Source organism: Paraburkholderia hospita (genome assembly GCF_002902965.1).
Taxonomy (GTDB): Bacteria; Pseudomonadota; Gammaproteobacteria; order Burkholderiales; family Burkholderiaceae; genus Paraburkholderia; species Paraburkholderia hospita.
The window spans coordinates 2334934-2354915 of record NZ_CP026107.1; the positions used below are offsets into that span (position 1 = coordinate 2334934).

Genomic DNA, 19982 nt, shown 5'->3' on the forward strand with positions numbered 1-19982 from the left:
TGCGCCACGGCCTTGCCGACGGCGTGACTACGCAACCTCGCGCCGGCGCCTTTTCACGACAATCGCGTCAAGGCCCGACCGCGCAAGAAATGTTGCAAAATGGACCAAACCACGGGGTGGTATAGATGCCAAATTTACCGGCTTCACTCGATTCGCAAGAGTCGCTGGCCCGCGACCTTGGTACGGTAGCCCGGATCTCCGCCGTACCGTCCATTCTGCGGATGATTTGTGATGAGACGGGAATGGGATTCGCGGCAGTTGCGCGAGTCACTGACACCAGCTGGACCGCTTGCGCCGTGCAGGACAACGTCGGCTTCGGGTTGAAGCCCGGCGGCCAACTGGAACTCCAGACGACGCTGTGCTTTGAGTCTCGCGCAGCACGCGCGCCTATCATCATCGACAAGTTCAGTGAAGATGCGACCTACCGCGGTCACCACACCCCTGCAATCTACGGCCTCGAAAGCTACATCTCCGTTCCAATCATCTTGCCGAACGGTGAGTACTTCGGAAACCTCTGTGCAATTGACGCCCGGCCAGCGCAAGTCTCGGAGCCACGCATCGTCCGGATGTTTGAGGTCTTCGCTAATCTGATTGCGATGCAACTGGACAGCGAAAAGCGACAGTGGTCGACCGAAGCACAACTGCTGAGTGAAAGGGAAACGGCCGCGCTGAGAGAGCAGTTCATCGCCGTACTTGGCCATGACCTGCGAAACCCACTCGCAGCCGTGAATGCAACCGCCGAAATACTGAGCCGTCGTCACGCTGACCCAGACCTGACGAACATGGGGAAGCGCCTTAAAGCGACGGTGTTCCGGATGAGCCGGCTAATCGACGACGTGATGGATTTCGCGCGAATTCGACTCGGATCAGGGATGAGAGTCGCCATCACGCCTGTCGAAGACCTCACAGCGCACCTGCGCGTGGTCGTCGACGAGCTTCGCGCCGCAAATGAATCGCGCATTGTAACCAGCCATCTTGATGTTCAAGCAGTCGTCCGTTGCGACACTGGGCGCATCCAGCAGTTGCTATCCAACCTGCTAGCTAATGCTCTCACGCATGGGTCGACCGATGCGCCGGTTGTCGTGGTAGCGAGCAGTGACCAGACTCATCTGGTTCTCTCGGTCACCAACGATGGAGAGCCTATTGAGCCGCATTTATTGGCGAAGGTGTTCGAGCCATACTGGCGACCTCCGACAAGCGCACCTGGCGGCGGATTAGGCCTCGGTCTCTACATCTGCAAGCAAATTGTCGAAGCACACTGTGGCACGCTCGAGGTGGTTTCTACCGCCGACGCAGGCACCCGTTTTACGGCCCGTATCCCTCTAACGTGAAAAGACATCAGCTTCACTCCGATTGCCCCTGGGTGATCACGCCTCGGCCTTTGCAGGTTGTGTTTCGTCCGTCATGCAGGCTTCAGATGTTGAAGGGTTCGAAGGCCTCAGTGAACAAGCTGTGGAAATCCATGGCCATACCCTCAAGCATTGCGGTGAGCGTGTCATCACATGCGGGCGTGGGCAATCAAAAGGACGTGGCCCTTTCCGCATTCACGAACGGCACATAACTGCAAGAAGAACGGTCCGCCTCGGCGGACCGTTCTTCGCGCGACCGCGAAAGCGCTTAGGTATCAGATCGGTTGAATGTTGGCCGCCTGCTTGCCCTTCGGTCCTTGCTTGACCTCGAAGCTCACCTTTTGACCCTCCTGAAGAGACTTGAATCCCTCCGCCTTCACTTCCGAAAAATGAGCAAACAGATCTTCGCCGCCATCGTCTGGCGTAATGAAGCCAAAGCCCTTCGCATCGTTAAACCACTTCACAGTACCGGTTGCCATGATTGTTTCCAAAATTGAAATAGGCCGCGTTATGCAGACGCCATCGGCCGCGTCGTAGATGCGTTCAATGTCTTCAGACGATCGCGATTACGGACAAAGGAAACGTGCTGCGGATACTTGGCGCACGATGAGTCAACGGCGCGGGCGCAAGCCCGACGCTTCCTTATCAAGTCTTGAGATGATGCCGCGGCAACTGGGCGGTACAGTAGTCCGCTCAATATCGTATATGGCCAACAGAAGAATCGTTCAACTACTCCACGTACAGCGCGATAACCCGGACCCAATGGGAGTCCCGGTCTTCCGACCGAGACTCCGGCTTTCGACCCAGCATGCAACACCACTGCGCCAGCGCGCCAATATACGGAATATGTTCAGGCGGCAGGGCCGAGCTAGCGCTACGCCTGGCTGACAGCGGTCTCGACGGCCTTTTTGGTCGCCCTTGTGGCTGCTGCATACGCCGCATCAGCGGCCTGGCTCGCAGCGCCGAAACTCGACTTCCAGAAGGCCACAATCGTGTCGCCTCCCGGCAGTGCATTTTTCGACATGTTGTCGAACCAGGCTTTTGGTTCAAGTGAAGGTTGCTTGAGAACCAGTTTGGCCGCCTCCTCGAACTCGGCCTGAGTGCTCGAGACAATTTCGGTTACGTGCTTCCAATAGGCCTGCGCCTTTTGAACGCCAGTCTGAAGTTGGGTCGTTTGAACTGCGAAGGCTGCTTGCGGATCTTTGCCAATGCCGGGCTGGACAGCGATTTCCTGCACCTCGGCCAGAGTCGCTTTGACCGTCTGTGTATTGAGTTCAAGCAGCATTTCGAACCCGTGGAGAGCTTTGCTCGCAAGACCGAAGACTGTGTCGACGCTTGCTTTGGTGGCGCTAATCGTTTGTTCCGGTACAAGCGTGGTCATGGCTGACTCCAAAAATAGGGGCATGTCGCCCAATTCGCATGCTGCGTTGCAGCAATTCATGAGCCTATCTTAATGATAAATTCCGTGAAGTCAAACATATATTTAGCGGGTCTGCAGCACCAATCCCCATGGAAAGCTCGCCCCGTATGAATTGTCACGTGACCGGCCGTCAAACGAGTCCTTTCTCCGGAATTTCCGTGTCTGCGTTGCGTCGCAGCAATTTTCACCGGTTGTCTCGGCGGTTGACGATAGGTTGCTGACTTGCTCGAGCACGCTCCGCCCCCGATTTCCTCAAGCAGGCAGCAATCTATTCGGATGAATATGCTCGATGCTCGGACGAAGGGCTTGCCTTGCCTGAACGAATTCCTGGCCGGCCTCGCAGTTGTGCCCAAACCGAACCCCACACGCCCATCGATTTGATTCGTTGACGATTTCCAATCAAGAAATCACAAGAAAACAGCTACATGTGGGAAATTGTCGCGCAATACTCGACGTGCCCGCCTGGTCTCCTCGCGGGTTCTTCACCTTGGCCCGCTCTAACGGGCTTCCTTTTCTTCCAGTGTCGACGGCCTGTTTTCCACCAGGAGGCAGAAACTATGGACGACTGTACCGTTTGCGCCAGTCTCGAAGGGCGGCCTGCTGACATTGCACGCGCAGAAGGCATGAAGTTGATAGGCATCGGCCAATGTGAAGGCGTAACAGCTATTGAGCATTATCGCTGCGAGCATTGCGGTGCTGTCATGGCGCGCCAACTTTGCGGGTGCTCGTCTGAGAAAGTGTGGACAGTCCTTGCTTGACCATTGCCCCCCCGGACAGCAACATCAATCCCGGCAACAACGTCAGCGCGATAAATGCAGCGATGAATCCGTAACGCGTTAGCCTGTCTCTCTGGAGGGACCGAGTCATCAGCGATTAGCTTCGAGAACAAATGGGCTAAGCGTAGTCGATATGCAATCGGGCGTCCTTGCACAAAAATCGGATTCACTGGTATTTTTTCGATCCGATTACTGCGGCACGTAGCAACGCGAACGCTTGCGACTATTGCCGGGCCGCCGCGCGGATCTGGCTCGGTGCCTGCCCCACTTCTCTGCGGAAGAAGCGCGTAAAGTACGCGGCATCTGCGAAGCCAAGCCCGAAAGCAATCTGCTCCACCGACATGTTCCCAAAGATGAGATCGCGCTTCGCCTCGGTGATGATGCGTGCGTGGAATGGAGCCGTTGCGGATAGCCGATGTATGCGGATGCTCAGCGATGGCGATCTTGAGCGGGACTTTTCTGGTCAACATCCTCTCCATGAGTGGTTCGTCGCCGGCGACGGGATCAGCGCCTGGCGTATCGTCTCGATGGATTCAGAATATTTGACGGGGCCTTCCGTGTCCCTACACAAAACGCAGATTCAATGGCACTTTTGTCGAGGCCGCGCGGGCGCCAGGTGAGATTCAGCGGGACTCTCGTGCGCTGACACAAAACCGGTTTATCCTTGCACCCTCAGGCCGCAGCACAAAAACGCGGTCGCCACGGGAGCATTCATGACTATCGATCAATCCGTCGTTGCCGCGTTCACGCCCACGGGCAAGGTGCGCGCGTCGATCAATCTCGGCAACCCGATTCTCGCTAACAAGAACGCTGAAACGGGCGAGCCGTTCGGCGTATCCGTCGATCTGGCGCGCGCGTTCGCCGACAAGCTCGGCGTCGAACTGGAACTGGTCGTGTTCGACGCAGCGGGCAAATCGGTTCAGGCGATCAGCGAGGAGCGCGCGGATTTTGGCTTCTTCGCCGTCGATCCGTTGCGTGGCGAGACGGTTGCGTTCACGGCGCCGTATGTGTTGATCGAAGGCTTCTATCTCGTGCGCGATGACTCGCCCGTGAAGACGAATGCCGATGTCGATCATGCGCACAACCGCGTCGCCGTCGGCAAGGGCAGCGCGTATGACCTGTTCCTGACGCGCGAATTGAAGGCTGCGGAGATCGTGCGCGCGCCGACTTCTCCGGCTGTCGTGCAGACCTTCCTCGAACAGAATCTCGAAGTCGCTGCAGGCGTGAAGCAACAGCTCGAAGCCGATGCGAAGAAGGTCAGCGGACTTCGGCTGCTCGACGAACGGTTCATGGTGATCCAGCAGGCAATGGGTACGCCGAAGAGCCGTGGGCAAGCGGCGGCGGCAGCGTTGCATGCGTTTGTCGAAGAGATGAAGGCTTCCGGGTTTGTCGCCGACGCGCTGGCGCGACATGGGATCGCGGGAGCGTCGGTCGCGCCGAAGGCCTAAAGGTTGCGCGCCCTGCGCGCGCTCCAGCCAGCTTTGCATAGAGACGGCCCGAGGCAGCCGTCACGTCCGGTCCTCCCTTCGCCGGCATTGCCGACATGTTCGATCCGATGCAACGAGTTCATCGGCAAACACGTACGTCAATTGGCCGGCACCTCCCTACTATCGATTCCAGTCGCCGCACGGTGTCGTTGACAGCGTGCCGGCATTGCCATCCCGGCTTTCGCACATGTTCGCCCTTCAGGGCGACTGGAATCATCATGCGCAATACGTTTATCTCCGCCTTGCTCGCCGCGTCGATTGTTTTGACGGGCGCGGCGCATCACGCCCACGCTGCCACCAATGACGACTATCTGCCGATGGCATCGGCGGCCATCTCGACCGCGACCGCAAAAATCGTCGACGGCAAGGTCGACGTGAACGGCGTGCGTTACCACTATCTGCTCGCGCAGGGCAAGCAAGACGGCACGCCCGTCGTGCTGCTGCACGGCTGGGGCTCGACCTCGTACATGTGGCGCTACGTGATGCCGCAACTCGTCGCGCGCGGCTATACGGTGCTCGCGCCAGATCTACGCGGCCTCGGCGATACATCGAAGCCAGCGACGGGCTATGACAAGGCGAACGTCGCCGAGGACATCCGCGCGCTCGTCGCGAAGCTCAACCTCGGTCCGCAGGTCAACGTCGTCGGTCACGACATGGGCGGGATGGTCGCATATGCGTACGCCGCGCAGCATCCTGACGAAGTGCGCACGCTCGCGATCCTCGACGTGCCGCTGCCCGGCATCGAGCCATGGGATCAACTCGTGCAGACGTCGCGCACGTGGCACTTCCGCTTTTATTCGGTGCAGGATGTGCCCGAGATGCTGATCGCCGGACACGAACTCGAATACCTGAAGTGGTTCCACAACTCGGAAGCGGTGAACGCCCGCGCGTTCACGAACGAAGTCGAAGAAACCTATGCCCGCGAATACGCGATGCCGGGTGCACTGCGCGCGGGCTTCGAGTACTACCGCGCGTTTCCGCAAGACGTGAAGGCCAATCAGGCGTTTTCCGCGACGAAGCTGACGATGCCGGTGCTTGGCATCGGCGGTGCGGGGAGCTTCGGGCCGATCATCGGCGATCATTTGCGGCATGTCGCCACGAATGTCGAGGCGGTCAATGTGCAGGGGTCGGGTCATTGGGTCGCCGAAGAGCAACCTGCTGTCGTGACGGGCGCATTGCTCCGGTTTCTGCCGCCTGCGCGTTGAATGTCGAGGCGCATTGCCCTCACTCGTCGCATCACGCGCCCACCGGCCACGGGCGCAAAAAGGGCCGCTGTTAATATGGCCGCTGACGGACTGCCTCGATCAGTCCGCCCCACAAGCCAAGAACGTCGACAAGGTCCGGCAGCATGCGCATCGATCCGTACAGCCTGGAGCTGTTCATATCCGTCGTGCAGGAAGGCTCCATCGCTCGGGCGGCCAGCCGCAATCACATCGCCCCTTCAGCTTTGAGCAGACGCATTGCGGATCTCGAATCCGCAATGGGCCTTCCTTTGCTGATCCGCTCGCCTTCAGGCGTCGAGTTGACCGAGGCGGGCCGCCACGCATTCGCGCGCGCGGCATCCGTCCATGATCAGTTGCAGTCGCTCGCGCGCGAGGTTCAGTCGCTCAGCGGCCAGGTCGCCGGCGTCGTGCGTCTGTATGCGAACGCGTCCGCGATCGTCGGCTTTTTGCCCGAGCGTCTGAAAGCCTTTCAGGCCCGCTACCCGCTCGTACAGATCGCGTTGACCGAGCAGATCAGCGACGAAGTGATTCGCGCATGCGTGGACGACCGGGCGGACGTGGGCATCTCGGCGAGCAGCAAGATACCGGGAGGCCTGGATTCATGGCACTTCGCCGATGATCCGCTGATGGTCGTGCTCCCGCTCGATCATGAACTCGCCGCCCTCGATGCGCCGACATTCAGCGACGTCATCCGTTTTCCACTCGTCGCGCTGCAGGCGGGCGGCTCACTCGATCAGACTCTGAAGGAGCGTGCCGATGCCGTGCGGACGCCGCTCAACCTGTCCGTGACGGTCAACAGTTTCGATGCGCAATGCCGGATGGTCGAAGCGGGACTCGGCATCGGCATCGTCCCGACGAGCGCCGCGTCCGCTTTCGCCGGATCGCGCGGTTTCGTGCGCCGGCCGCTCGATGAAACGTGGGCACGTAACCGCAGCCTGCGCGTTCACGCGCTCAAAAAATCGTCGCGCCTTAAAGCCGTGCAGGCGTTGATCGATTCACTCTCTCAGGCCGAGGGTTAACGAGGACATCGCGATTTGCGATGTCCCCTTTGCCGATCGAGCACTTCGTTGTCGACGCCATGGCCGTCTAGATTTCCCGTTGAAGGAGAAATCAGATGGCGAAACTGGATTTGACGGGCCGGATACTGTTTCTTTGCGACGATCCTGAACGGGTCGAACGGCAACTCGACGGCTCCGATCTGACGCAGGCGTTGGCGGGAACGCTGAGAGACGACGTATCGACGGACGAGATCACGCCGATGAGCGTGCTCACCCGCTTCGACGAACGCCTGGGCCGGTTTCCTTACGTCGGGTTCCGCACGGGAGATCGCAATCCGATCGGCCCCGACGCGATCCGCACTGGCGGCTTTTGCGTGACGGTCGCGGGTAATCGATACGGCAAAGGTTCGTCGCGCGAACACAGTCCGGTCGCGGAATATCGCGCGGGCATCCGGCTCGTGATTGCGAAGAGCTTCGAACGGATTTATCGGCAGAACGCGGATAACCTTGGCCTGTTTACGTCGACGGATTTCGGGCTGATCGAACGCATCCAGCGCGGCGAGGCGATTGACATCGAGGAACTCGTTGCTTCGCGCGACAGCCTGTCCGCGTCGATCCTCACAAGCGGCGGCCTGTTGCGCTATGGCGAGCGGCATATGCGGCGCATCGAAAACGCCGCGTGCCCCGTAGATTCCATCGATACCGAACCCCGCACGCTTGCGCAAAAGATTCTGCAGCGCCACGCGCTTCGCACGGAAGGCACGAGCGATTCGCTCACGCCCGGCTCCGGCGTATTCGTGCGTGCCGACTGGCGCTTTATCCACGAGTACTACACGGGCATGGCAACGCATATGCTGCACGCGACGTTCGGCAAGCCATTGTCGCTGGATCAGCCCGAAACCATTCTCACGTTCGAAGACCATCTCTCCTATTCGCACAAGAGCGAACTGCACGTGAGAAACGGTCTGCTGCCCGATGTGCGCGAACTGTCGGAAGCACACCGGCAATTCGCTAAAGACTACGGGCTGACGAATCACGGCTACCTGAACGCCACGGGCGACACCATCAGCGAAGGCTCCGAAGGCATCTCGCACGCGATGATGGCGGAACGCTATGCGCTGCCGGGTCAGCTCATCGTCGGCACGGATTCGCACACGCCGCATAGCGGCGCGCTCGGCTGCGTGGCGTTCGGCGTCGGCACGACGGATATGGCGAACGCTTTCGTCACGGGCGCGGTGCGGATGACCGTGCCGCAATCGCTGCGCGTCGATTTCGAAGGCCCCGTCCCGGCCGGCGTGACGGCGAAGGATCTCGCGCTGCATTTGCTCGCCGACCCGAGAATCCGTGCCGGCGCGGGCGTGGGCAAGATATTCGAGTTCGCCGGCTCCGCGATCTCGCAGCTGACGACCGACGAACGCGCGACCCTCACGAACATGACGGCGGAACTCGGCGGCTTCACCGGCATCGTCGCGCCCGACGAAGAAACCGTCCGCTTTCTCAAGGAACGGCGCGGCATCGACTTCGTGATCGAGCCGTGGATGCGCAGCGATCCGGACGCAAGCTACGCCGACGTGATCGAGATCGATTGCGCGCAGATTTCGCCAATGCTCGCCGCACCCGGCGACCCCGGCAACGGCATTGCGCTGCGCGATCTTGCCCAACGTCCGCGCGTCGAGATTGCGTATGGCGGTTCGTGTACAGCGGGAAAGCGTGAGGACTTCGACCACTATCACGCGGTGCTGGCATGGGCTGCGACGCGCGGCATGCGCGTGCCATCCGATGTGAAGCTCTATCTGCAGTTCGGCACATCCGACGTCAGGGACTATTGCGTGCGGCGCGGCTATATCGACGCGTTCGAGCAGGTCGGCGCCATCCTGCTGCAACCGTCGTGCGGCGCATGCGCGAACTGCGGGCCGGGTTCGTCGACGGATGCGAGCCAGGTGACGATCAGCGCGATCAACCGCAATTTCCCCGGCCGCTCCGGGCCCGGTCAGGTATGGCTTGCCAGTCCGCCGACCGTGGTGGCGAGCGCGCTTGCGGGCCGGATCGCTTCATTCGCCGAGTTGCAGGAGCAGTACGCGTGAAGCGCCGTGCGATCGACTACGGATAGCGGGCAGTGCTCGATCCGAGAAACATTCAAACTACGAGACAGGAGACAGACATGGCCATTCTGGAGGGCGCCTCGGATCTACGCGCCACTGACCTTCCAACGCGCGTCGAGACAGCGTCGGCGGCCGCTACGGGCGCGATTTCGGCGCGCCTCGACAGGCTTCCCGCGACGCGCGCAGTCTGGAAGCTGATCCTGCTGCTGAGCCTTGGTTTCTTCTTCGAGCTCTACGATCTTCTCTTCACCGGCTACATCGCGCCCGGTCTCGTCAAGAGCGGCATCCTCACGCCCACCACCACAGGTCTGTTCGGCACGTCAGGCGTCGCGAGCTTCATCGCTGCGCTCTTCAGCGGACTGTTCGTCGGCACGATCGCATGCGGCTTTCTCGCCGACCATTTCGGCCGACGCGCGATCTTCACGTGGTCTTTACTGTGGTACGTCGCTGCGAACACGGTGATGGCCTTCCAGGATACGGCCACCGGTTTGAACTTGTGGCGCTTCATCTCGGGCATGGGAATTGGCGTCGAGCTGATTACCATCGGCACCTACATGTCCGAACTCGCGCCGAAGCATCTGCGCGGCAGGGCATTCGCAATCTGTCAGACGATCGGCTTCTCGGCCGTGCCTGTCGTCGCGTTTCTTTCCTGGCTGCTCGTGCCCAGGGCGCCATTTGGCGTGGACGGGTGGCGATGGGTCGTGCTGCTCGGCGGCATCAGCGCGCTGTTCGTCTGGTACTTCAGGCGCAATCTTCCGGAAAGTCCGCGCTGGCTGGCGGGCAAAGGGCGGCTTCGCGAAGCCGACGAAGTCCTCGCCCGTCTCGAAGAAAAAGTCGCGCAGCAGCACGGGCAGCCGTTGCCCGAGCCAGGCCCCGCCGACCCGGTGCCGCGCAAGGCCGGATTCGCCGATATGTGGAAACCGCCGTATCGCAAGCGCACCGTGATGCTGATCATCTTCCACATCTTCCAGACAGTCGGCTTCTTTGGCTTCGCGAACTGGGTGCCGACGCTGCTCGTCAAGCAAGGCATCACGGTGACGTCCAGCTTGCTGTACACGACCGTCATCGGCCTGGCTGCGCCGCTTGGGCCGTTGCTCGGCTACTGGATTGCGGACCGCTTCGAACGCAAGCATGTGATCGTCTGCATGGCCGCGCTCAATATCGTGGCCGGCCTGCTCTTCAGCCAGGCGGCATCGGCCGTCGCCATCGTGATACTGGGCGTGCTTCTGACGCTGGCGGGCAACATCATCTCGTTCACCTATCACGCGTATCAGCAGGAACTCTATCCGACGGCGATTCGCGCGCGTGCAGTGGGCTTCGTCTATTCGTGGAGCCGTCTGTCGGCGGTGTTCAGCTCGTTCGTGATCGCCTTCACGCTGAAGGATTTCGGTGTCGCAGGCGTATTCGTTTTCATTGCGGGCGCGATGACGCTCGTGATCTTCGTGATCGGTCTGATGGGCCCGCGAACGCTCGGCAAATCGCTCGAGAGCATTTCACACTGACCGTGTCTCGCGTGTGCCGGCGGCCTGCATGGCGGGCCGCCGCGCGCGGCATCCTTCACGTGCCGCACGCGTGAATCAGAAACTGCTGTAGCGCCGTCGCCGGCCCGCTCAACTGCGCGCCCTTGGCCCAGATCATGCCCGCATCCATTTGCGGCACCACGTCCGTGATGGGGCGCGCGTCGATACGCTTGCCTTCCAGCGACCACGGACGGAACACCATATCCGACAGCACCGTCACGCCGAAACCATGCGCGACCAGTCCGCGCAGCGCTTCCATCGAACTGGTGCGAAACGCGACGTTCGGTGTAATCCCCTTCTTCTTCCAGTAGCGCAGCGTCGACTGCTCGCCCTCGTCCACCGTGATCAGGATGTACGGATGCGCCGCGATGTCCTTTAGCGACGGCGCGTCCACTTGCGCCAGCGGATGTGACGGCGCGAGCCACAGTTGCCGCCGCGAGCGGATCAGCACCTGGCTGCCGAACCGGCTGAGCTTTTCGACATTCGACAGCAGAACGACGCCGATCTCGACCTCGCCATCCAGCACCGCGCGTTCGATGTCCACTCGCTCCATGTCGCGCAAATCGAACTCGATGAACGGATACGTCGCCCGGAAACGCGCCAGCAGTTCGGGCAGGAAATAGCCCAGCACCGTATAAGAAGCGGCGATGCGCACCGTTCCGCGCATATCGTGCGAGCGAAACGGCGGTTTGTGCACGGCATCGCGCGCGGCGTCGAGCACGCGTCGCGCGTGGTTGTAGAAATCCTGGCCGTCCGGCGTGAGCGTGACGCCCTGCGGCAACCGCTCGAACAGCCGTGTGCCGAGACCGCTTTCCAGCGCGAGCACCGCGTTGGTAATCGCCGATTGCGATACATGCTCGTTGGCCGCCGCCATCGAGAACTGGCCGGTTTGGGCCGCCGCCACGAAGTAACGCAGCTGCCGGAGTGTGAGATCGAACGCCATCTGATTTTCGAATACCAGAATTGTATATTTGTGATTTTACGATAGCAATTCGGCTTTTTATACTCGCGAAAAATCACGATTCCCCGGAGACAGCCCTGCCATGAATGCGCCCGATCTAGCCGTCGCATCCGACCTAGCGACCGAAACGCCCGACACGCCCGTCACGCTTGAAGACAAGTACACGCTCGAAAAAGGCCGTGTGTATATCAGCGGCACGCAGGCGCTGGTGCGTCTTCCGATGCTGCAAAAAGCACGCGACCGTAAGGCCGGGCTCAACACGGCTGGCTTCATTTCCGGCTATCGCGGCTCGCCGCTGGGCGCGCTCGATCAGTCGCTGTGGAAAGCAAAAAAGCATCTGCAGGACAACGACATCGTCTTCCAGCCCGGCGTCAACGAAGATCTGGCCGCGACGTCCGTCTGGGGCACGCAGCAGATCAACCTGTGGCCAGGCGCGACGCGCGACGGCGTATTCGGCATGTGGTACGGCAAAGGCCCCGGCGTCGACCGGACGGGCGACGTGTTCAAGCACGCGAACTCCGCCGGTAGCGACGCGCGCGGCGGCGTGCTCGTGCTGGCGGGCGACGATCACGCGGCGAAGTCGTCGTCGGTCGCGCATCAGTCGGAGCACGCGTTCATCGCGGCGGGGATTCCCGTGCTGTATCCGGCGAACGTGCAGGAATATCTCGACTACGGGCTGCACGGCTGGGCGATGAGCCGCTACTCGGGTCTATGGGTCGCGATGAAGTGCGTGACGGACGTGATCGAATCCACGGCGTCGATCGATCTCGATCCGGACCGTGTCGAAATCGTCACGCCGACCGACTACGCGATGCCTGAAGGCGGCCTCAACATCCGCTGGCCCGACGCGCCGCTCGCGCAGGAAGCGCGGCTGCTCGACGAGAAATGGTACGCAGCGCTCGCCTATATCCGCGCGAACAAGCTGAACCGCGTCGTGATCGATTCACCGACGCCGCGCTTCGGCATCATCACGGCGGGCAAGGCCTATCTCGACGTGCGCCAGGCGCTCAGCGACCTGGGCCTCGATGAAGACACATGCGCTCAAATTGGCTTGCGTGTGCTGAAAGTCGGCTGCGTGTGGCCGCTCGACGCGCAGGATGCACGTTCATTCGCAACGGGCCTGGAAGAAATTCTCGTCGTCGAAGAAAAGCGCCAGATTCTCGAATACGCGCTGAAAGAAGAGCTATACAACTGGCGCGAGGACGTGCGGCCAAAGATCTACGGCAAGTTCGACGAGCGCGACAACGAAGGCGGCGAATGGTCAGTACCACGCGGCGACTGGCTGCTGCCCGCGCATTACGAGCTGTCGCCCGCGCTGATCGCGAAGGCCGTTGCACGGCGCCTCTCGCGCGCCGATTTGCCCGACGACGTGCGGGCGCGGATGCTCGCGCGCGTCGCGATCATCGAAGCGAAAGAGCGCGAAGCGGCGAAGCCGCGTGTATCGGTCGAACGCAAGCCGTGGTTCTGCTCGGGCTGCCCGCACAACACGTCGACTAACGTGCCTGAGGGCTCTCGCGCGCTTGCGGGCATCGGCTGTCACTACATGTCGATGTGGATGGACCGCAAGACGGAAACCTTCAGCCAGATGGGTGGCGAAGGCGTCGCGTGGATCGGCCAGATGCATTTCTCCGGCGATAAGCATGTCTTCGTCAATCTCGGCGATGGCACGTACTTCCATTCGGGTCTGCTTGCGGTTCGCGCGGCCATCGCGGCAAACGCGAACATCACCTACAAGATTCTCTACAACGATGCCGTCGCGATGACGGGCGGCCAGCCCGTCGATGGCGTGCTGACCGTGCCGCAGATCGCGCATCAGGTCCACGCCGAAGGCGCGAAGCGCATCGTCATCGTCACCGACGAGCCGCAGAAGTATCACTCGGGCATCGTGTTGCCTGCGGGCGTCGATGTTCATCATCGCGATCAACTCGATTCCGTGCAGCGCGCACTGCGCGATATGCCCGGCACGACCGTGCTGATCTACGACCAGACTTGCGCGACCGAGAAACGGCGGCGGCGCAAACGCGGCGCGTATCCCGATCCCGCGCGCCGTGCGTTCATCAACGATGCGGTATGCGAAGGCTGCGGCGATTGCTCGGTGCAATCGAACTGCCTGTCCGTCGAGCCGCTCGATACGCCGCTCGGCACGAAGCGCAAGATCAACCAGTCGTCGTGCAACAAGGACTTTTCGTGCGTGAAGGGCTTTTGTCCGAGCTTCGTCACGGCTGAAGGCGCGCAGCTTCGCAAGCCTCAGGCCGCGCGCGGCAGCGGCGCAGTTAATGGCGAGTTCGACACGCTGCCGGTGCCGTCGCTACCGGCGCTCGCCAGGCCGTACGGCATTCTCGTGACGGGCGTCGGCGGCACGGGTGTCGTGACGATTGGCGGACTGATTGGCATGGCCGCACATATCGAACGCAAGGGCGTCACCGTGCTCGACATGGCCGGCCTCGCGCAAAAAGGCGGCGCCGTGCTCAGCCACGTGCAGGTCGCATCCTCGCCCGACGCGTTGCACGCGACGCGCATTGCGACGGGCGAAGCGCGGCTGGTGATCGGTTGCGACGCGATCGTGTCGGCGTCGAACGATGTGCTGTCGCGCACGCAACACGGCGTGACGGTTGCCGCGATCAACAGCGGCGCGACGCCGACGGCCGAATTCGTCAAGAACCCGAAGTGGACTTTCCCGGGCACGCAGACGGAAGCGGGACTACGCGACAGCATCGGCGAAGGATGCGCCTTCATCGACGCCAACGCGCTCGCGCTGAAGCTGCTCGGCGACACGATCTATAGCAATCCGTTGCTGCTTGGGTTTGCGTGGCAGAAAGGCTGGCTGCCGCTACAACTGTCGAGCCTCGTGCGCGCGATCGAGCTCAATGGCGTATCGGTCGAGAAGAATCGGCAGGCGTTCAACTGGGGACGCTATATCGCGCATCATGGCGAGGCGGCTGTGAAGGCGCTGCTCAAGCCGGCTGTCGCGCCGCAGGCGATCGTCATGCAGATGCCTGAATCGCTCGACAAGCTGATCGCATCGCGTGAAGCGCTGTTGACGGCGTATCAGAACGCAGCGTATGCGCAGCGCTATCGCGATGTGATCGACCGTATCCGCGTGAAGGAAACGCAGATCGCAGGCAACTCGAAACTGCCGCTCACGCGCGCGGTGGCGACGGGCCTCGCGAAGTTGATGGCCTACAAGGACGAATACGAAGTCGCTCGCCTTTACGCGGATCCTGCTTATCTGGACAAACTGCGTCAACAGTTCGAGGGCGAACCTGGCCGCGATTACAAGCTGAGCTTCCATCTCGCGCCGCCGTTGCTCGCGAAACGCGACGAACGTGGGAATTTGCAGAAGAAAAGCTTCGGTCCGTGGATGCTGCCCGTCTTCCGTGCGCTCGCGCGCATGAAGGGACTGCGCGGCACCGCGCTGGATGTATTCGGCAAAACAGCCGAGCGGCGCGGCGAGCGGCAACTGATTGCGGAGTACGTCGCGCTGGCCGACGAGTTTTGCGCAACGCTCGATCTTGAACGCCTTCCCGTGGCGCTCCAGCTCGCCGGCCTGCCGGACGATATCCGCGGCTTCGGTCATGTGAAGGAACGCAATATCCAGGCAGCGGCGAAAAAGAAGGAGCGGTTGCTCAGTGACTATCGGACGCCGGAGCGGTTGACCGCGAGCGCGTAACATCGATTGGATGGAGGCCGAACCGGGGCTTGCGGCAAACGCTGGCCCCGGTGCTTCGCCCGATACGCGCTTCGAGGTGCAACATGCTCGGGTTCTTCATACGCCGAAGAAGGGACGCACGCGCAGGGATGATGTGCCTGCTGGCTTGCCTTGTCGCCGGTTGTTCGACAGTCGATCAACCGCAAGCCGGTCAGACAGAGACGGCGCAGTGCCGCGTACCCGGCCACTTTTGCCAGACGTTCTTTGGCCCGTGACTGAAAGCCAGCGCGCCGTGCGCATACCGAGGGGACAAAAAGAAAAGCCCACCAAGTGGTGGGCTGAATCCATATCAGGAGGAGACATGGAGGAGACAGAGATCAGTATAAACCCCTATTCGTGTAATGCAAGCGTTTGTATCGCCGCAGCAACGTTCATTTTCCCCGCCGCGCCCGCCAAGCCCGCCCGCGTGTAGCCTGCGCGCGACACCGCACCTCCCGCCTGTTGCACTAGCGCAACGCTTTCCATTCCTTCCCGTTGCGTTTATTGAAAACGCATATGCGAATAATTCTTATTTGAATAAAATCGCATCACCCGCCTGCATCCGTCGTCCCGACGACCGCTTCGCGCCCAACCAAAAGTAGTCGACGCCCGCCGTCACCCCAAAAAACAGTTTTACTCAGGGATTGGCCATCATGCCTACCACCAATTCTTCGCGTCCGCGCGTTCGGCCGCTGCATGCTGCTGTCCGCCATCTGTTCGCCTATGCAGCGTTGCCGCTGACGATGGGCATCGCCATCACCGCCCACGCACAGTCGTCCGACGCGCCTTCGAACGGCGCCGCCGGCACCACGCTCCCCGCCGTCAAGGTGCAAGGCCAGGCGGAAGCCCTGCCCGGCGATTTCGCGCCGACCTATTCGGGCGGCCAGATTGCGCGCGGCGGCCAGTTCGGCGTGCTCGGCAACCAGAAGAACATCGACGTGCCGTTCAGCATGACGAGCTACACGTCGAAGGCGATTCAGGATTCGCAGGCGCAGAGCATCGGCGATCTGCTGTCGCACGATCCCGCCGTGCGTCCGGCCTACGGCTTCGGCAACTTCTCGGAAGTATTCGTGATCCGCGGCTTCCAGCTGAACGGCGATGATGTCTCGCTGAACGGCCTGTACGGCATCACGCCGCGCCAGCTCGTTTCCGTCGATGTGCTCGAGCGCGTCGACGTGTTCAAGGGCGCCAATGCATTCCTGAACGGCGCATCGCCGACGGGCTCCGCGATCGGCGGTGGCATCAATCTAGAACTCAAGCGCGCCGACGACAAGCCGCTCACGCAAGTGACCGTCGACGGCACGGCTTCGGGCCAGATCGGCACACAGGTCGACGTGGGTCGCCGCTTCGGCAGTGAAGGCCAGTTCGGCATTCGTGTGAATGGTTCGATCGACGGCGGCCAGACCAGCATCGACGACGAATTCCGCCACAACCAGACGACGGCCGTTTCGCTCGACTGGCGCGGCGAGAAGCTGCGTCTGTACGGCGACTTCCTGTATCAGCGCAAGAATATCGACCAGGGCCGCTCGACCGTTTCGGTGACGGGCGACATCATGCCCGAACCGCCGTCGGCAACGCACAACTTCGCGCAGCCGTGGACGCAGAGCACGCTTGAAGACACGGTCGGCATCCTGCGCGCCGAATACGACTTCCTGCCGGGCTGGACGGCCTACGCGAGCGGCGGCGTGCATCGCTCGCACGAAGACGGCACGTATTCGTCGCCGACTTTCAACGCGCTCACGGGCACGACGGCCACGCGCGGCGACATCCTGCGCACGACCAACGCGGAATCGGCGGAAGTCGGCGTGCGCGGCCGCTTCGCGACGGGTCCGGTCACGCATATGGTGTCGCTGGGTGCGGCGATTACGAGCCTCGTCGACCGCGAAGCGTTCGCCTTCAGCAGCGCATTCCCGACCAGCCTGTACGGCGGCGGCATCGTGCCCGAGCCGGCGGCAAATGGCTTCGTCGCGGGCAGCTTCGAAGAACCGAGCCTCGCGGACCAGATCCTCACGCGCAGCATTGCCGTATCGGATACGCTCGGCTTCCTTAACGACCGCGTGCTGTTCACGATCGGCGCGCGTCACCAGCAGCTGCATCAGAACAACTACACGGTCGGCACCGACCAGATCACCAGCACCTTCGACCAGTCGATCAACACGCCGATCTTCGGTCTCGTCGTCAAGCCGACCAGCGAGATCTCGCTGTTCGCGAACCGCGCCGAGTCGCTCGCGGCGGGCCAGACGGCGCCGTTCGGCGCGAGCAACGTCGGCCAGACGCTTTCGCCGCGCCGCTCGAAGCAATATGAAGTCGGCGCGAAGTACGACACGAATCATTTCGGCGGCGAGCTGTCGCTGTTCCAGATCGAGCAGCCGACGGCCTATACGGACAGCACGACCAACGTGTTCGGCACAAACGGCACGCAGCGTAATCGCGGGATCGAATTTTCGGTGTATGGCGAGCCGGTCAAGGGCGTGCGCCTGCTGGCGGGCGCGACGCTGCTCAACGCGAAGCAGCTCGACACGAACCTCGGCGCGACGGACGGCTATCGCCCGATCGGTGTGCCGGCGTATCTGTTCAACATCGGCGGCGAATACGATTTGCCGTGGGTGCCGGGCCTGACGTTCACGGCCGCATGGGTCCACACGGGCAACCAGTATCTGGATGCGGCGAACAAGCTGTCGATTCCAGCGTGGGACACCTTCGATCTCGGCGCGCGCTACACGACGACCGTCTTCAAGCACACGACGACGATCCGCGCGACCGTCCAGAACGTGACCAACAAGTCGTATTGGTCATCGACGACGGGCGCTTACCTGACTCAGGGCAAGCCGCGCACGTTGCTGATGTCGTTGACCACGGACTTCTGACGCGAGCGGTCGAACCAGACGCTGTCGGTGCGCCCCATCGATACGCGTCTGGCCGTCGCGCGCCACATCCACGCATAGCAGGCGGCGCCGAGCGCCGCGACGATATCGACGGCCAGCGAGCCGTCGCTACTGCCCGCCCACCAGTTCGTCGACGGAAACAGCCAGCCCGCGACGCTCGTCAACGGCAGCGCAGCCGTGGCAATCACCGCGCACAGCAGCAGTTCGACAGCCGCGCGCGGCGCGCCGCGCAAGAACGCCCACGCGACGCACGCCAAAAACACCGTGTAGTAGATCGTCGCGTGCCACGCGTGCATATCCGCGACATGGCCGCTCAGCCACTTCGCTGCGACGAGGCTCAAAGCTATGCCATTGATGCAGCCGAGCGCCACACCCACCGTCAACGAAGCGAGAAAGCTCGCCGAACGACGCTGCGCGACGCTCTGGTTCTCCGCGCGCTGCGTCTTGCGCCGGCTTTCGATCCACAGCAGATTGCCCGAATAGAAGAGAAACGCGCCAGCGAGTCCGAGCACGAAGTAGCCCCATTGAATCGGCGCGCCGCCATAGCTGCCGAAATGCAGCGCGTAAATCGCGCTCGTGGCGGCGGCCCAGTTATCGCCGTTGCCGTCGCCGGGCAGGAACTTGTGGTTCACGAACTCGCCGCTGACGGGGTCCATCAACGCGAAGCCGCCGCTGCGCGCGAGGTAATGCGGGTCTTCGCCGCGCACGAAGACAGTCGCGCCAGGCTGTCCCGCGCGCCGCCATGTCAGCTCTTCCGGTTCGAAGCCGGGCGCCTGTGCGCGCAGCTTGTCGAGCAAAGCCGTGGGCGCGAGCAGTTTCGTCGCGTCCTGTTCGGGCTTCGCGGGCGCCTTGCCGAAGAACGGATTCTGCGCGACGAGCATCGGTTGCAGCTTGCCGTCGTAGATCAGCTTGTCTTGCGCACTGTAGATGTAGTCGTGCAACCCGAAGCCCACAACCGACAGCGCCATCACCAGATGAAACGGCAAGCTCAGAATGCCGACGACGTTGTGCGCATCGAGCCACATCCGCTTCAGGTTCTTGCCGATACGCAGCACGAACAGGTCTTTGATCAGTGTCGGAAGCAGCACGATCACGCCCGACACCAGCGCCAGCCCGTACAGCAGCGAGACCACGCCCATCACGCCCATGCCGACGTCGAAGCCTCCCGGCACGCCCGCCGTCATGTGCAGCACGTTGACGAACTGCGCGACATCGGACGGATGCGTCGTGTCGATATGCAACTGGCCGTTCGCATCGAACGTGGCCGTCGCGCGCTGCGAGCGGCCGTGCGTGGGCCACGTGAGCCACGCGTGATTGCGGTCGTGAAAGCGAAGCGACAAATACTTGCGCGCATCGGGCTGGGTGGCGAGCACCTGGTCGATCAGCTTTGGCGAATCTTCGACGCGAATCAGTTGATGCACGCTGGCGGGCGGCGTGGCCCAGTCGATCAGCTGATCCTTGAACATCGTGATCGCGCCCGCGTAGAAGCAGATGAACAGCGCGAGACCGCAGATTACGCCAGTCCATGTATGCACGGTCTTGTAGACGCGTAGGAGATCGGTGCGCATAAGGG

13 protein-coding genes are annotated in these 19982 nt (G+C 61.9%); 8 read left to right on the forward strand and 5 right to left on the reverse strand.

All coding sequences use genetic code 11. The annotated features are described in order from the left end of the window. Window positions 1-125: 125 nt before the first annotated feature. Window positions 126-1331 carry a GAF domain-containing sensor histidine kinase gene (locus C2L64_RS43920; RefSeq protein ID WP_039902992.1) on the forward strand — a complete coding sequence of 402 codons (1206 nt, stop codon included), beginning with the start codon at window positions 126-128 and terminating at the stop codon, window positions 1329-1331. 293 nt (window positions 1332-1624) lie between these two features. Here the strand turns inward: C2L64_RS43920 and C2L64_RS43925 are convergent, their stop codons facing one another. From C2L64_RS43925 to C2L64_RS56155, 3 genes are all read right to left on the reverse strand, one after another. Then, on the reverse strand, window positions 1625-1828 hold the full coding sequence (locus tag C2L64_RS43925; RefSeq protein ID WP_007581066.1) for a cold-shock protein: 204 nt from the start codon (window positions 1826-1828) through the stop codon (window positions 1625-1627). A gap of 395 nt (window positions 1829-2223) precedes the next feature. Beyond that, window positions 2224-2730 (reverse strand): phasin family protein, encoded by a 507-nt coding sequence (locus C2L64_RS43935; RefSeq protein ID WP_009771444.1) that lies wholly within the window; start codon window positions 2728-2730, stop codon window positions 2224-2226. Between the two features lie 1038 nt (window positions 2731-3768). Then, window positions 3769-3978 (reverse strand): helix-turn-helix domain-containing protein, encoded by a 210-nt coding sequence (locus C2L64_RS56155; RefSeq protein WP_322789360.1) that lies wholly within the window; start codon window positions 3976-3978, stop codon window positions 3769-3771. Between the two features lie 280 nt (window positions 3979-4258). Between C2L64_RS56155 and C2L64_RS43950 the strand changes: the two genes are divergently transcribed. The 5 genes from C2L64_RS43950 (at window position 4259) to C2L64_RS43970 (ending at window position 10857) form a co-directional block, all read left to right on the forward strand. After that, a complete protein-coding gene (locus C2L64_RS43950; RefSeq protein ID WP_009771441.1) occupies window positions 4259-4993 on the forward strand; it encodes an ABC transporter substrate-binding protein in 735 nt (244 codons plus the stop codon). Window positions 4994-5250: 257 nt separating this feature from the next. Continuing rightward, a complete protein-coding gene (locus C2L64_RS43955; RefSeq protein WP_009771440.1) occupies window positions 5251-6237 on the forward strand; it encodes an alpha/beta fold hydrolase in 987 nt (328 codons plus the stop codon). A 143-nt stretch (window positions 6238-6380) separates the two neighbouring features. Further along, window positions 6381-7274, forward strand: coding sequence for a LysR family transcriptional regulator (locus tag C2L64_RS43960; protein ID WP_009771439.1), 894 nt, complete (start codon window positions 6381-6383; stop codon window positions 7272-7274). 95 nt (window positions 7275-7369) lie between these two features. Continuing rightward, complete coding sequence (locus C2L64_RS43965; protein WP_009771438.1) at window positions 7370-9337, forward strand: aconitase family protein; 1968 nt, start codon at window positions 7370-7372, stop codon at window positions 9335-9337. Between the two features lie 77 nt (window positions 9338-9414). Beyond that, window positions 9415-10857: an MFS transporter gene (locus C2L64_RS43970; protein ID WP_009771437.1), complete on the forward strand. Its 1443-nt coding sequence runs from the start codon at window positions 9415-9417 to the stop codon at window positions 10855-10857. 55 nt (window positions 10858-10912) lie between these two features. Here the strand turns inward: C2L64_RS43970 and C2L64_RS43975 are convergent, their stop codons facing one another. Continuing rightward, on the reverse strand, window positions 10913-11818 hold the full coding sequence (locus C2L64_RS43975; protein ID WP_009771436.1) for a LysR family transcriptional regulator: 906 nt from the start codon (window positions 11816-11818) through the stop codon (window positions 10913-10915). Window positions 11819-11918: 100 nt separating this feature from the next. On the opposite strand from C2L64_RS43975, the gene C2L64_RS43980 reads away from it, so the two are divergent. Both C2L64_RS43980 and C2L64_RS43985 read left to right on the forward strand, forming a co-directional pair. Then, a complete protein-coding gene (locus C2L64_RS43980) occupies window positions 11919-15506 on the forward strand; it encodes an indolepyruvate ferredoxin oxidoreductase family protein (RefSeq protein WP_009771435.1) in 3588 nt (1195 codons plus the stop codon). Window positions 15507-16177: 671 nt separating this feature from the next. Continuing rightward, window positions 16178-18391 (forward strand): TonB-dependent receptor, encoded by a 2214-nt coding sequence (locus C2L64_RS43985; protein WP_009771434.1) that lies wholly within the window; start codon window positions 16178-16180, stop codon window positions 18389-18391. Here the strand turns inward: C2L64_RS43985 and C2L64_RS43990 are convergent. Further along, window positions 18343-19977, reverse strand: a complete 1635-nt coding sequence (locus C2L64_RS43990; RefSeq protein ID WP_009771433.1) for a PepSY-associated TM helix domain-containing protein — start codon at window positions 19975-19977, stop codon at window positions 18343-18345. The genes C2L64_RS43985 and C2L64_RS43990 overlap by 49 nt on opposite strands. Window positions 19978-19982: the final 5 nt, after the last annotated feature.